Annotated in this window: 13 protein-coding genes; 2 read left to right on the top strand and 11 right to left on the bottom strand. The window is 59.8% G+C overall.

All coding sequences use genetic code 11. The features are described 5' to 3' along the window. The 9 genes from PY649_RS32255 to PY649_RS32215 all read right to left on the bottom strand — a co-directional run bounded on the left by PY649_RS32255 (position 1) and on the right by PY649_RS32215 (position 10,109). Complete coding sequence (locus PY649_RS32255; RefSeq protein WP_285872990.1) at positions 1-390, bottom strand: tautomerase family protein; 390 nt, start codon at positions 388-390, stop codon at positions 1-3. Between the two features lie 43 nt (positions 391-433). Then, positions 434-1,240 (bottom strand): 5-deoxy-glucuronate isomerase, encoded by an 807-nt coding sequence (gene iolB / locus PY649_RS32250; RefSeq protein ID WP_285872989.1) that lies wholly within the window; start codon positions 1,238-1,240, stop codon positions 434-436. Between the two features lie 9 nt (positions 1,241-1,249). Further along, the gene (iolD, locus tag PY649_RS32245; RefSeq protein ID WP_285872988.1) at positions 1,250-3,091 is read right to left on the bottom strand and encodes a 3D-(3,5/4)-trihydroxycyclohexane-1,2-dione acylhydrolase (decyclizing); all 1,842 of its coding nucleotides are present in this window, start codon (positions 3,089-3,091) and stop codon (positions 1,250-1,252) included. Position 3,092: 1 nt separating this feature from the next. Then, positions 3,093-5,000, bottom strand: coding sequence for a bifunctional 5-dehydro-2-deoxygluconokinase/5-dehydro-2-deoxyphosphogluconate aldolase (locus tag PY649_RS32240; protein WP_285872987.1), 1,908 nt, complete (start codon positions 4,998-5,000; stop codon positions 3,093-3,095). A gap of 197 nt (positions 5,001-5,197) precedes the next feature. Continuing rightward, positions 5,198-6,217, bottom strand: coding sequence for a Gfo/Idh/MocA family oxidoreductase (locus PY649_RS32235; RefSeq protein WP_285872986.1), 1,020 nt, complete (start codon positions 6,215-6,217; stop codon positions 5,198-5,200). A gap of 22 nt (positions 6,218-6,239) precedes the next feature. Further along, positions 6,240-7,034 carry a TIM barrel protein gene (locus PY649_RS32230; protein WP_285872985.1) on the bottom strand — a complete coding sequence of 265 codons (795 nt, stop codon included), beginning with the start codon at positions 7,032-7,034 and terminating at the stop codon, positions 6,240-6,242. 84 nt (positions 7,035-7,118) lie between these two features. Beyond that, the gene (locus tag PY649_RS32225) at positions 7,119-7,907 is read right to left on the bottom strand and encodes an ATP-binding cassette domain-containing protein (RefSeq protein WP_285872984.1); all 789 of its coding nucleotides are present in this window, start codon (positions 7,905-7,907) and stop codon (positions 7,119-7,121) included. Further along, on the bottom strand, positions 7,907-9,031 hold the full coding sequence (locus PY649_RS32220) for an ABC transporter permease (protein WP_285872983.1): 1,125 nt from the start codon (positions 9,029-9,031) through the stop codon (positions 7,907-7,909). The genes PY649_RS32225 and PY649_RS32220 overlap by 1 nt, the downstream gene beginning before the upstream one ends. 124 nt (positions 9,032-9,155) lie before the next feature. Further along, a complete protein-coding gene (locus tag PY649_RS32215; RefSeq protein ID WP_285872982.1) occupies positions 9,156-10,109 on the bottom strand; it encodes a sugar ABC transporter substrate-binding protein in 954 nt (317 codons plus the stop codon). 180 nt (positions 10,110-10,289) lie between these two features. Between PY649_RS32215 and PY649_RS32210 the strand changes: the two genes are divergently transcribed. Further along, positions 10,290-11,282: a LacI family DNA-binding transcriptional regulator gene (locus PY649_RS32210; protein WP_285872979.1), complete on the top strand. Its 993-nt coding sequence runs from the start codon at positions 10,290-10,292 to the stop codon at positions 11,280-11,282. Between the two features lie 207 nt (positions 11,283-11,489). Here the strand turns inward: PY649_RS32210 and PY649_RS32205 are convergent, their stop codons facing one another. Next, complete coding sequence (locus PY649_RS32205; protein WP_285872978.1) at positions 11,490-12,416, bottom strand: zinc-dependent alcohol dehydrogenase family protein; 927 nt, start codon at positions 12,414-12,416, stop codon at positions 11,490-11,492. A 160-nt stretch (positions 12,417-12,576) separates the two neighbouring features. Continuing rightward, positions 12,577-13,341, bottom strand: coding sequence for an SDR family NAD(P)-dependent oxidoreductase (locus tag PY649_RS32200; protein WP_285872977.1), 765 nt, complete (start codon positions 13,339-13,341; stop codon positions 12,577-12,579). A gap of 103 nt (positions 13,342-13,444) precedes the next feature. On the opposite strand from PY649_RS32200, the gene PY649_RS32195 reads away from it, so the two are divergent. Then, on the top strand, positions 13,445-13,642 hold a 198-nt coding region (locus PY649_RS32195; RefSeq protein WP_285872975.1), incomplete at its 3' end, for a helix-turn-helix domain-containing protein.

The following is a 13,642-nucleotide window of genomic DNA, read 5'->3' as shown; positions in this document are numbered from 1 at the left end:
TTAGAGCTCTCCGGTCAGGAACTGGGGCCGGCCTCGGCCGAACGACCAGTCCTCGTCCGTGTTTGACGTGAAGGACACCATCACGTCGGTCGAGGCGGTCTCACATCGTTGCTGCAGCGCCGCACAGAGTGTCTCATAAAACGAGGTCTTCTCCTCGGTCGTCCTCGGACGCGAGACGACCTCGACCATCACGAAGCGGTTCGTGCGCGGGATATCGAGCCCGGTGTCGAGCGCCCGGAAATGGCTCGGTTCATGCTCGTTGAGGATCTGATAGCGGTCTCGGTCCGGAACTTTGAACGACTGGACCATGGCGTCGTGGGCGGCGTCGAGCAGCGTGTCGATCTCCTCGGGGCTGCGCCCACGGTAAATGTGAAACTTCATGAGTGGCATTGGATTGTCCTCGAACCTGGTCGTCGCTGGTTTCCGCCAACTGTCAGGCGTCGCGTTTCATGATCCATTCGACTTCAGGAGCCGGAATGAAGCGCCATTTTCTCAGCGGACCCGCCATGACGTTGAGATAGTACATCGCGAACCCATAAGGTGCGCCGCACGCATGATGACCGCGCGGGACGAGAACCACATCCCCGTCAGACACCGCCATCGTCTCGTCGAGCTTACCGTCGTCCGTGTAGACACGTTGGATGCCGAAGCCATCGCCGGGATTGATGCGGTGATAGTAGGTTTCCTCAAGATAAGTGATGCGCGGGAAGTCGTCCTCGTCGTGTCGGTGCGACGGGTAGCTCGACCAATGTCCAGGCGGCGTGAAAACCTCGGTCACCAGGAGGCTGTCGCAATAGTCTTCGTTCTCCATCGCAATATTGTTTATGAAGCGGGTGTTCGTTCCCTTGCCCCGTTCTGTAAGCGAGATGCCATCCGGGCCGATGCGCCGGGCTTCGTGCCCGCCCTTGCCGGGCGCAGAGCACACGGCGATCGTGCAGTCCGTCTGCGCCCGAACATTCCATTCACACCCGTTGGGAACATAGAGGCAATGCGGTGGAGTCTTCTCGAAGACGTTCATGCGCTCGACGAGAACGCCCCAGTCTTGTCCTGCGGCGTCGATGGCAGCCTTGCCCTCCACCATGACGAGGATCACTTCGCTCGCTCCCGTCTGCTCGGAAGCCTCCTCGCCTGCGCGCAACTTGTAGAGCGAGAAGCCGACATATCGCCAGCCGGCGGACTGCGGCGTGATCTCGTGGACCTTCCCGTGGCGGCCGAATGGCTTGCGTAATAGATCGCTCATCGCTGCTCCTCAGTTCACCAGGTTCTGCTGGCGCATGTTCTGCAGATAATTTGAGCGCGCCGTCTCGGATTTCTCGGTGCGTCCGACTTCAGGCACGGCAACATCCCACCAGAAGCCACCACCGCCTTCACCCGGACCCGGTTTCGGATCGGTATCGATGACGATGACCGTCGGCCGGTTCCTGCCTCTGGCTTCGACGATCTGCACTTCGAGATCGGCAATATTTTTCGCCTTGACCGCATGCGCGCCCATCGAGGCGGCATGAGCGACAAAGTCGATCTCGGGCTGCGCCTCGACAGCGCAATCCTTGTAGAGATTGTTGAATTCCTCACCGCCGCAGTGAATCTGCAGCCGGTTGATGCAACCGTAGCCCCTGTTGTCGGTCAGGATGACGGTAAACGGGATCCGGCGCATGACGGCGGTCGCCAGCTCGGAATTTGCCATCATGTAGCTGCCGTCGCCGACGAAGCAGACGACCTCCCGATCCGGCATCGCCAGCTTTATGCCAAGCGCCCCGGCCAGTTCATAGCCCATGCAGGAGTAGCCGTACTCCATATGGTATCCGCCTTGCGCGGGCTGCCAGAGAAGCTTCAGGGCACCGGGCATCGTTCCGGCCGCGCACATGGCGATGGTCTTTTCCGTAGAGACCCTCTGGACTGCGCCGATCACCTGCGCGTCGGACGGCAGATAGTCTTCGGGCCTGGCCCCAGGGGCAGCGCAGTGCGCGTCCACCTTCGACAACCAGGCTGTTCTCGATTTCGGATCGAACGAGTGGGCCTTAAAGCTGCCAAGACGGCGCGAAAGCTCCTCCAACGCGACCTTGGCATCGGCAATCAGTCCGATCGCACCGTGTTTGTCGGCGTCGTAGGCCTGAGTGTTGATGGAAACCAGCCGGCGCCCCGGTTTTCCGAACAGAGCCCACGAGCCTGTGGTAAAATCCTGGAACCGGGTGCCGACGCCGATAATGAGATCGGCGTTCGCACACAATTCGTTTGCTGCTGCCGAGCCGTCGACGCCCGCCGCACCGAAATTCATGGGATGGCTTTGAGCAAGCGCGGACTTGCCCGCCTGTGTCTCGACGACCGGGACGCCGTGGCGCGTGGCGAAATCGGCAAGGGTGTTTTCCGCCTCGGAATAAATCACACCGCCCCCGCAGACGATGACGGGGCTGGTTGATGCGCGGATGAGATTGGCAACATCTTCGAGGTCGCGCCGATCCGGTTCCGGGCGGCGGATGCGCCAGACTTTCGGCGCGAAGAAGTCTTCCGGATAGTCGTAGGCTTCGGCCTGAACATCCTGGCAGAAGGCAAGCGTCACGGGGCCGCAGTTCGCAGGATCGGTCATGACACGAAAGGCGCGTGGCAATGCAGTCAACAACTGCTCTGGACGATGGATCCGGTCGAAATATTTGCTGACGGGTCTCAGGCAATCGTTCGCCGACAGGCTGCCGTCCTCAAAGTCCTCGACTTGCTGCAGGACTGGGTCTGGCCGGCGGTTGGCAAACACGTCGCCTGGAATGAACAGGACCGGGAGGCGATTGACATGTGCGAGAGCGGCTGCCGTGACGAGATTGGTCGCTCCGGGCCCGATCGACGACGTCACGGCATGTGCGCGCCTGCGTTTCGCCGCTTTCGCATAGGCAATCGCTGTATGCGCCATTGTCTGTTCGTTCTGTCCGCGCCATGTCGGCAGGGCGTCGCCGATGCCTTCGAGAGCCTCGCCGAGCCCTGCCACGTTGCCATGCCCGAAGATCGCCCAGACGCCCTCGATGAAACGATCGTCTTCCTCGGTCATCTGGACGGAGAGATAGCGCACCATGGCCTGCGCCGCGGTCAACTGGATGGTGGACATGTCAGTTTCCTTTCGCCGCGCCGCGTGCTCTGTCCCAGATGCCGCAAAGCCGTTCGAAGCGCGCCGCCATGTCGGCGACGGCAACTTGGTCCGAGAGATCACCTTTCATCCAGGCGCGCGCCACGTCGCCGAAAATCGTGCGACCCACGGCGAACCCTTTGACGAGGTCGAAGGAGGCAGCCACCTGGAATGAGGCCGCGAGTTCCGCCTCAGGGGCGTCAAGCCCGAGGACAACGATGCCGCGGGTATTGCCGTCGTTCCGCTCGATTGCTCGAATGGCATTTGTCCAGGCTTCGCTCGTCCTCATCGGCTCAAGCTTCCACCAGTCGGGATAGACGCCGATGTCGTAGAACTGCTGGATGAGGGTGGCGTTTGTCTCATCATTCACTGCCGAAACCTTCGACGGAATGATTTCGAGGAGGAACTCCAAACCGTTGCGACGCGAGGCTTCGAACAGCCTCTTGACCGTCTCCTCCTGGGCGGCGCGCTGTTCTGCGCTATCGGAGGGGTGGCAGAAGCAGAGCACTTTCACGACATTGTCACGCGCCCACTCATCGAGTCCACCGCAATCAAGTCCAAGTTCGGGTTCGAGCTTGAGGGGACGCGATCCCGGCCATTCGCAGGGGCGCCCGACCCAAAGGCCTGTTCCGGCAGCTGCATGCAAAGCACGCCGCCCGATGCGGTTGTCGCAAAGGATGCCATAACCCGGCCTGCCGTTCTGAACGCATTGCGCGGCCTGGAGGCACAGCAACTTGAAAGCGCCGCCGCGTTCCAGCGTATAGCCCGGCATTTCTTCGAGCTGCATGCGGTGATCGAAGGCAAAGACATGCATGCTCGACCAGTCGCCGCTTCGGTTTGTCGACCAATGAATTTGCTCTAATTCGCGGTCGTTGCGCAGATCGGGCCGCTTCACACCGCGCGCCAGAAAGAATTCCAGCTCCTCAAGGCTTGGATAAGCCGGCGTGCAGCCGTGACGGCTGACTGCAAACGCCCCGCAGGCATTCGCGTATTCGAGCGCTTTCGGCCAGGCTTCGCCGTCGAGCCACCCCTTCAGCAGGCCGGCAAAGAAACCATCGCCGGCACCAAGAACATTGAAAACCTCGATGGGAAATCCCGGCCCTTTCTGGGCGTCATCAAGGCTATTGGGGATCCAGTCTTCAATCGCCACGGCGCCCATCGCGCCGCGCTTACAGATGAGCGTAGCATCCGTGGACGTTCTGACGGCTCTCAGGGCATCAACCGTGTTCGTCGACCCGCCGGCGATGTGAAACTCTTCCTCGGTGCCGACGATGAGGTCGAACAAATGCAGGGTCGACTGGAGCTCCTCGGTGACTGCGCGGCTTTCCACGAACCTGCTTTCGCCATCGCCATGCCCTGCGACACCCCAAAGATTGGGGCGATAGTCGATGTCGAGCGCCGTCTTTACGCTATGCTTGCGGGCAAGCTTCAGCGCCTTCATCACGGCGGCTTCTGTGCGCACGTTGGAGAGATGCGTTCCAGTCACCACAAAAGCGCGCGCCTGGGCGATCAACTCCTCGTCGATATCGTCTTCACACAGGGCCATGTCGGCGCAGTTTTCGCGATAAAAAATCAGCGGGAACTGGTCTTCGTCACGAATACCGAGAATCACAAGGGCGGTCAGACGCTCCGGATCGGTCTTCACGCCTTGGCAATTAACGCCTTCGCGCTCAAGCTGCTCGCGAATGAAGCGTCCCATATGTTCGTCCCCGACGCGCGTGATGACGGCGCTCTTCAACCCGAGACGCGCTGCTCCGCAGGCGATGTTGGTGGGACTTCCACCAATATATTTGTTGAACGACCCCATGTCTTCGAGCCGGCCGCCGACCTGGGCGCCGTAAAGATCGACGGAGCTGCGGCCGATCGTGATCACGTCGAGATTCTTGTTCATGAGCGTTACCTATCTCCGGGCGTAAGGCAAACCGGCCTTAGCGAAAGTCCTGCCACACTGAGACTTCGATGTGCGTTTCCCCTGTGCCCTGTTGGAAGGCCGGCGGCACATCAAAGATCGCTGATCATTCGGTCTTGTCGCTAATCCGCGTCACAATGTCGCCGGACGCCAAGCGCGTCCGCCGACCCTTGACCTATTCAAGCCAGCCGAATGGGCTGCTTTTCGGAGACGGATTTGATGGCAGCCAGAGCGATCGCCAACGCGTTGCGGGCGTCGATGCCGGTCGGCTCGTCCTTGACTTCGCCGCGTCTTACGGCATCGACGAAGGATGCGAGCTGAGCCGTGTATCCCTGGACGAAGTGGTCCGTATCACGGCGCCACGTGTCGTTTGACACGCCATCCTTGTCGTAGAGCGTCATGCTCGAACGGCGGACATCCCCCATCGTCACCATGCCACCCGATCCGAAGACCTCGCCACGGATGTCGTAGCCATACATTGCGCAGAAGTTGGCTTCGGCGACGGCGACCGAGCCGTTGTCGAAGCGGATATTGACGACGGCCGTGTCAAGGAAACCCTTCCCGCGAGCGTCGGGGCGGACGAGCGCGTCAGCCATCGCAAAAACCTCGACCGGCGTCGCCCCAGGGTTCAGCCACAGGAGCGTATCGAAGTCGTGGATGAGCGTTTCATAAAAGATGGTCCAGAGCGGGATCTTGTCCGGATCGGCGCCGAACGGACCGGGATCGCGGGTCAACGATCGGATGAGCTGCGGCGCACCGACCTTGCCTGCATCGATGGCTGCACGGCCTTCGGAGAATGCCTGGTCCCAGCGGCGGTTGAAACCGACCTGCAACGGAACGCCCGCGGCCTTGGCCGCGGCAATGCCGCGGTCGGCATCTTCGAGGGTGAGCGCCATCGGCTTTTCGCAGAAGACTGCTTTGCCCGCCTCTGCCGCCTGCACGAGGACGTTGGTGTGGAAGCGCGCGGGAGTGGCGATGACAACCGCATCGAGCCCGGGATGGGCGAGCATCTCGGCGACATCGGTATATGAAGCATCAACCCCGAGTTTGTCTGCGAGTTTGGCGGCCGCACCCGGTGCCGGATCGGCGATCGCCACGAGCTCGGCGTGCACCAGACGCTTGGCGACGCTCTCGCCATGGAAGGAGCCGATGCGTCCCGCACCGATGAGACCGACGTTAACAGTTTTGACCTTGGCCATGAGAGTGATCCTGTTTGCTGAATTAGAGAGTGAAAGCTTCGCGGAAGGCGACGAGCGCTTCGTCGGAATCGCCGGCGGCCCAGGCTTCCATTCCGATCGGGCCGGCATAGCCCATGTTGGCGAGCGCCTTGGCGACGCCCTTCCAATTAACCTCGCCGGTGCCCGGCTCGCAGCGGCCGGGAACATCTGCGACCTGGATCTCGCCGATCCATGGCAGCGACTTGCGGCACAACTCGATCAGGTTCCCCTCGCCGATCTGCGCATGATAGAGATCGAGGTTCAGGCGCAAGCGGGGATGGTCGATGCTCGAAACGAGCGCGAGCGTGTCTTCCGCGCGCCCAAACGGAACGCCGGGATGATCGACGGGAAGGTTGAGGTTCTCGAGTGTGAAGACGACATTCTCTTCTTCGGCCATGTCGACTATTCGACGAAGCGTGTCCTGCGCCTTGAGCCACATCGCTCCTGTCACGACTTCAATCGGCTGCACCGGAAGTCCGCGATCACCGAGACCCGTCCCGTGGAGATTCAGGCGCTGAACGCCCAGACGCTTGCCCACCTGTGCGGTCTCGCGCGCGGTCTTCAGCAATTCGTCCGCACCTTCGTCGTCAGTCAGGCGACCTGTCAGGTAACCATTCATAATCGTGAAGGTCGCGCCGGTTGCTTCAAGCTTGGCGAGGTCGTGTTCCGGCCAGTTCCAGAGGCCGACGCCGAAGCCGAGTTCCTTGAGGCGGGATGCGCGCCATTCGATCGGGCGGTCGCGCCACAGCATCTCGGCACAGGCCGCCAACGGGAACGCGGTGGTATTGGAGTTGCTCATTGGGGGTATTCCTGATTTTTGGGTATGAGTGTCCGTGGCCCGGCGCTCGCGCGCCGAACTCTGTTTGGTTTTTCGAAAAACTCGTTAGATCGTGCCGCCGAGTTCCTGAGATACGGATTGCAATTCCTTGCCACCCGCCATCAGGTTTTGGAGTTCGTCGATGCCGATCTCGTTCTTGGCAAAAGTGCCGAGCGTCTTCCCGCGGTTTAGCACCGTGAAGCGGTTGCCGACGGCGTAGGCATGGCGGACGTTGTGGGTGATGAAGATCACCCCCAACCCCTTGTCGCGGACCTGGTTGATGTAGCGCAGGACCATGGAGGTCTGGGCGACACCAAGCGCCGATGTGGGTTCGTCGAGGATCAAAACCTTTGCACCGAAATAGACGGCGCGGGCGATGGCGACACACTGGCGTTCGCCACCGGACAAAGTGCCGACGGCCTGCTGCGGATCGCGGACGTCGATGCCGATCTTGTGCATCTCGTCACGGGTCACGTTGTCGGCATGTTCCATGTCCATCGTCTTGAATGGTCCGAACCCTTTCAGAGGCTCCCGACCCATGAAGAAGTTTCGGGTGACGGACATCAGCGGGATCATGGCGAGGTCCTGGTAGACTGTGGCAATTCCCGAATCGAGCGCCTCACGTGGGCCGGAGAACACGCGCGGTTGTCCGTCGACGAGGAAGTCGCCGGAACTCGGCTTATAAACGCCAGCAAGCGTGTTGATGAGCGTGCTCTTGCCCGCGCCGTTGTCTCCAAGAAGGCAGAGGACTTCGTTAGCGTGGACCTTCATGGAAACGCCGGCTAGCGCAATCACCGATCCGAAATGTTTGACGAGATCCTTGACCTCGACGATGGGCGTGCTGGAGTTGCTCATCACCGTTCTCCCGTGACGCGCTTGCGAATGACGTTGTTGAAGATAACCGCGATCAGCAGCATCCCGCCGAGGAACACGAGGTACCAATCCTGGTCGATGGACGTGTAGGTCAGGCCGATCAGCACCATGCCGAAGACGATGGATCCGAAGAAAGCACCGATCGCCGAGCCGTAACCGCCGGTCAGGAGGCAGCCACCAATGACGGCGGCGATGATCGCCTCGAATTCCTTCTGGAAACCGCGTCGGGCGTCGGTCGATCCGGCGTCGAGCACGGTCAGTATCGCAACGAGAGTGGCGCAAAGTGCTGTGATCACGAAAAGCGTCGTCTTCACCCGGCGGACCGGAACGCCCGATTTCTGCGCTGCCCAGGCGTCACCGCCGGCCGCGAAGATCCAATTGCCGAAGCGGGTGCGGAGCAGAAGCCAGGTCGCGCCGAGAGCAATGGCGATGAACCAGAGAATTTCAACGGGGACGCCAGGAACCTGCGGTGCGCCACTCGGGAGCTTGGCGATGACGCCGAGGTCCGCCAGCCACCTGAACAAGCCCGGAAAGGCATCGCCAGAAAAGATCGGCGCGAGCGGGCTGTTGGCTGCCGCTTCCTTCATCCCGCGAAGCTGGGTCGAGCCGCCGCTCGCCCATTTGAGGCCCACGAGCGTCAAGCCGCGGAGGATGAACAGGAACGCGAGCGTCACGATGAACGACGGTAGACCCGTCCGGATCGTGATCTGGGCGTTGGTGACACCGATGCAAACCGCGAATGCCATCGCGATCAGGATAGCAACGCTCAGAGGAAGCTGGAGCACCACCAGCGCTGTGCCGAAGACGAGGCCCGCGAAGGCCACCATCGAACCGATGGAGAGGTCGAACTCTCCGCCAATCATGAGCAGGGCGGCTCCTATCGCAAGGATGCCGAGCTGCGCGGCCGGAGCCATGAAATTCATGATCCCAGCGAGCGTGAACATTGCTGGATTGGCGGTGAAGACGAAGAAGATCGCGACGAGCACCAATCCGGCAACGGCTCCGAGTTCGGGGCGGCGCAGAAGGGAGGTAACGGTGGACACCTTTTTCAGCCGCTCATCGGCGTGTGAAGCTGTCACGCCGGTTTGGTCTTTGACGAGGGACATGGCCCGTTCCTTTGAGAATGGTAGATCAAATGACGCAGATGCCAGAGTTCACGATAAATCCGATGGGCAACGCACGCCAGGTAGAATGGCGGCCCCCGGGAGGTTGGGGACCGCCGGGCATCGCTTAGCGAATGCCCTGGGAGGACTTTTCGATCACGGAAGCCGCGGTGTCCTTTTCGACGAAGCTCGGACCCGACGGGACATTGCCTGCCGGAATGGTGCCATAGCGAGCGTTGAGCGCGAGGAAGGTCACCGGGAGATAGCCCTGCAGGTAGGGCTGCTGGTCGACGGCGAACAATGCCTTGCCGTCAGCCACCGCCTGCAGGAAGTTTGCGGAGAGGTCATAGGAGGCGACCTTTACCTTGTCGCCGACGCCCATCTTTTGGACGACCGCGACTGCACGTTCGCCGACGAGCGGAGCGGAGAGGCCGAGGACGACATCGATCGACGGGTCGGCGGTCAGCGCAGCCTGGATCTTGGCTTCGATTTCAGCCGGATCGGCCGTCGTCGGAAGCACCGTCACCTTACCGCCTTCAAAGCCCTTCTGGGTGCCCGCGCAACGCTGGTCGAGGGCGGCATTGCCGACCTCCTGGTTGACGCACAGGACGTGCTTGAGACCGAGAGACTTGAGCTTGGCGCCGACCTTGATGCCTGCCGGGGTTTCGTCCTGCCCAACATGCAGCTTGATGCCGAGCTTCTCCTGAGCAGCGATGCCGGAATTCATCGAAATGACCGGGATACCGGCCGCGACCGCCTTTTCGATCGCCGGTCCAAGCGCGTCGGGATCAGGATTGGAAATAATGATGCCCGCCGGATGTTGGTTGACGGCGGCTTCAATCAACTGCGCCATCGCCACCATGTCGAACGTCTCCGGGGCGCGGTAGTCGACCTTGACGTTGCTGTCTTTTGCGGCCTGCATCATGCCGTTCTTGACAATGGACCAGAACGGATCGGAAGCCTGACCGTGCGTTACGGCGATGATGCTCAGCTGCTCCTCAGCCTTTACCCCGACAGACCACGAGGCGGCGATACCGAGCGCGACGACACCATAGGCGAGCTTCTTCCAAATCGATTTCATGTTGTTCTCTCCTCCGAGCCATCCACTCCTATGGACGGCGAAACGAATGCTACCGGGTGCAATTTTGTTTGCTACCGGGTGCAAGCAGGTGCATAGTAACTCGAAATGAGCTAAAAGCAAGCATTCATTTCACCAAAATCAACGGATGGAATGTTTGTTCTATTTTCGAGCGGAGGCCCAATGCGCAAGCGAGCAACGGCAAAACAGGTAGCGGATGCGGCAGGCGTCTCGAAATGGACAGTGATCAGAGCGTTTACGGAAGGCGCTTCCATAACCGATGAAAGCAAGCGCAAGGTGCTGGAGGCGGCTGCGGCTCTAAACTACACACCAAACTTGTTGGCGCGCAGTCTGGCGACGAAGTCGACCGGCCAAATCGCAGTGTTTGTGGACGACTTCGCCAACCCGCAAAAGCTGCCGTTTCTCGAAACGCTAACCGAGCAATTACAGGCTGTCGGGCGCGTCGCAATGCTCATCAATATCAATCACCATTTCGACCATGTCCATGCACTCCTTCACGCCGACCAAAGGCAGGTTGACGCGATCATTCTCTTCGGCACGGCATTTCGCGACGAAACGCTCACCGATCGGCAGCTTGGAAATGGCACCCCGCCAATGTTCGTGTTAGCCCGCGACAGTCAGATAGAAGGCGTTCCCGCTGTTGTCTGCGATGCTGAACTTGCCCTTCGGGAAATCGTCGATCACCTTCACGATAAGGGTTACAGACGACCGGGCTTCATGAGCGGTGCGCCCGCACTCTCGACCGCACTGAGGAGACGAGAGTATTTTAGCAAGTTCTGGTCCGAAAAGGGCATTTCACACATCGCGCAGTTCGCTGCGGAGAAATACAGTTTCGAAGCAGGTGCGCTGGGGATTCGGAACTATCTGTCAAGCACGTCGAAGGACCGTATCGATGTGTTGATGTGCGAGAATGATATCCTTGCTTTGGGCGCGATGGACGAGATTCGCGGAAAATTCGGCCTGAGCGTGCCTGACGACATCGCCATCGTCGGCTTCGATAATTACGAGCTTGGCGGCTCCTCCGCCTACGGTCTCACCACCTATGAACAGCCGCTTCGAGAAATGGTCGGAGTGATTATACGCATGATAAAGAACGAGCACGATCCCGAAACCGTGACCCTGCCAGGTAGGTTGGTGCTTCGGTCGTCAACATGATTTGGATGCTTCTTCCTTCGGCGAGGATCCAAGGCGTCGAGCCACTCCATCATGCCGCCCAAAAGCCGGGGTTTGGCAATCGGTTTCGAATACTGGCGGGCTCGGGACCGCCACTACGACTAGTACCGAGCACCACGTCTTCAAGCGCCCCGTCCCGCTCACCGTAAGCTGAGCGAGCGCGAACAAAAAAGCCGGTCGCGACCAATATCATTCAATCTTCACGAGTATCTTTCCGATCTGGTCATTCGAGTCCATGAAACGGTGAGCTTCCACAATCTGGTCCAAAGCAAAAATCTTGCCGACAATCGGTTTCAAGGTGCCGTCACTCGGATGTTTGAAAATATAATCTTTCGCCTTCTTCAGGGTTTCTGGATCTCGGAAAAGTTCCGGGAAAGCCCAGCCTCGAAATGTGAGGGCTTTGGACATGGTTGGCCAAACCGGAAAGGGGGTCGGTCGCTGGTCTAGCAGACCGTAGGCGAAGTAGATCCCCTGATAGACAGCGCTCTGAGCCAGCGCCTGGATTCTGCTTCCAAGTACGGGATCGAAGATGATCCTCGCGCCCTTACCATTGGTGATTTCCGCTGCCCGTTCAACGATGTCCTCATCCGTACTCACGATCACATGGTCATAACCTAAGGATAAAAGATCGGCCGCCTTCTTCGCGGTTCGTGTGATGCCGATGGCTTTGCCGCCTTCGGCCTTCACTATTTCCATTGCCGCAATTGCGGTGCTGCTGCTTGCCGCCGGCAGCATGACGAAATCGCCATGAGCAACATTCGCTATGTGGACCAGGGCGCCGTAGGCGGTGAGGTACTGCATCCAGACGGATGCGCCCTGTTCTGGCGTCAGATGATCGGGATAAACGCCAAGCGACGTTACGGGTACGACAGCGACTTCGCCATAGACTCCATAACGGCTGAAGCTGAAATTGGGGATGGTGTTAAACACCTTTCCAATCAGCTTTTCGTCCACCCCGGGACCCACGGCTTCGACCACGCCGGCGGCCTCGTAACCGAGCTTTGACGGAAACTCGGGCTGAATGACGTAGTGCCCCTGACGGAAAAGCGCTTCCGCCCGATTGAGTGCGAAAGCTTTGATACGAAGGCGTACTTCATCTTTCCCTGGCTCCGGCATCGGGAGGTCTTCGACTGCAGAACCTCTGGTCCCCCAAGCCGATGGAACTGCACAAATTTTGCTGTTTTCAACATCTGGTCTCCTGACGCATTGCATGCCGCAATGTCTCAACACTGGTCGCAATTTCGGGTTCTCATTCGAGCGTGGCAGGCCGCTGACATCAGCGACAGCCGCTGGCTAACCACCAAGGCAGTGCGCCCTGGGCGTTCGAGAAGGTGCCCGTAGGGCTGTCCGTTCCGAGCAAAGCGACCCGCACCGGCTCGCGCGCTGCGTCCTCGACAGATCCGCCATATTCGCTCATGTCCGTGGCAGTAAGACCCGGGCAGACAGCATGAACCTTGACGTTGGTGCCTTCGAGTTCGATCGCGAGCGCTTGCGTAACCGCATTCAAAGCACTCTTCGAGGCCGTGTATGTGCTCGTATATTGGCGAAGCGGGTGTGAATGATCGCTGTTCAGCGTCAGAAAACCGGTCGCGCTGGATATGTTTATGATCTTTGCCGCCGGCGCCTCGCGAAGAAGCGGCAGCATCGCTTGCGTGACAGCGACGACGCCAAAAACGTTTGCGGCGAATACCGTCTTGAGCTCATCTAAATCGACGACAGACAACCGCGTTTCCACCATAATCTGAGCATTGCTGCGAGCCGGATCGCCGCCATGCCCAACACCTGCGTTGTTCACGAGAACATCAAGCCGGCCAAACGTATCGCGGATACGCGCCTCGGCCTGCGCAATCGAGGCCTCGTTGGTGACGTCAAGCTGAACCGTCTGGGCGTCAGGCCCAACGCTTTGAACGATGTTCTCGCCTGCTTCAAATCGGCGCGAACCTACAAGTACGGCGAAGCCCTGCTGCGCCAGATCTTTCGCGATCTGCAGGCCGATCCCTTTGTTTGCTCCGGTGACGAGCGCGACTGGTTTGTTATGCATTTGTGATTTCTCCGTTTGAACTTGGCAAACACGATCCTTCGTGCCATATACGGAACGATCGTCCGCTTATGCATATACGGAATCATATTCCGCGGGGTAGAATTTGTCAGAGAGGATAGAATCATCGAGCGCGGTTAAGACCGAGGCGGCCGGCCGGCGCCGGCGAGCCGACGCGCAGCGGAACATTGGCTCGCTTATTCAGACCGCGTCGGAGGTTTTTGCCGAGGCCGGAATGGATGTGCCCATACGAGAAATTGCGGACAGGGCGGGGGTCGGCGTCGGCACACTCTACCGCCATTTT

This window comes from Rhizobium mayense (assembly GCF_030272705.1).
In the GTDB taxonomy this organism is placed as follows: Bacteria; Pseudomonadota; Alphaproteobacteria; order Rhizobiales; family Rhizobiaceae; genus Rhizobium; species Rhizobium mayense.
The sequence above is the reverse complement of the archived record's forward strand: the minus strand, read 5'-3'. Positions and strand labels throughout refer to the sequence as shown.

Coding starts and splice junctions, on each gene's coding strand:
- PY649_RS32255 (WP_285872990.1), bottom strand. CDS start 390: ATGCCACTCATGAAGTTTCACATTTACCGTGGGCGCAGCCCCGAGGAG.
- iolB (WP_285872989.1), bottom strand. CDS start 1,240: ATGAGCGATCTATTACGCAAGCCATTCGGCCGCCACGGGAAGGTCCAC.
- iolD (WP_285872988.1), bottom strand. CDS start 3,091: ATGTCCACCATCCAGTTGACCGCGGCGCAGGCCATGGTGCGCTATCTC.
- PY649_RS32240 (WP_285872987.1), bottom strand. CDS start 5,000: ATGAACAAGAATCTCGACGTGATCACGATCGGCCGCAGCTCCGTCGAT.
- PY649_RS32235 (WP_285872986.1), bottom strand. CDS start 6,217: ATGGCCAAGGTCAAAACTGTTAACGTCGGTCTCATCGGTGCGGGACGC.
- PY649_RS32230 (WP_285872985.1), bottom strand. CDS start 7,034: ATGAGCAACTCCAATACCACCGCGTTCCCGTTGGCGGCCTGTGCCGAG.
- PY649_RS32225 (WP_285872984.1), bottom strand. CDS start 7,907: ATGAGCAACTCCAGCACGCCCATCGTCGAGGTCAAGGATCTCGTCAAA.
- PY649_RS32220 (WP_285872983.1), bottom strand. CDS start 9,031: ATGTCCCTCGTCAAAGACCAAACCGGCGTGACAGCTTCACACGCCGAT.
- PY649_RS32215 (WP_285872982.1), bottom strand. CDS start 10,109: ATGAAATCGATTTGGAAGAAGCTCGCCTATGGTGTCGTCGCGCTCGGT.
- PY649_RS32210 (WP_285872979.1), top strand. CDS start 10,290: ATGCGCAAGCGAGCAACGGCAAAACAGGTAGCGGATGCGGCAGGCGTC.
- PY649_RS32205 (WP_285872978.1), bottom strand. CDS start 12,416: ATGCCGGAGCCAGGGAAAGATGAAGTACGCCTTCGTATCAAAGCTTTC.
- PY649_RS32200 (WP_285872977.1), bottom strand. CDS start 13,341: ATGCATAACAAACCAGTCGCGCTCGTCACCGGAGCAAACAAAGGGATC.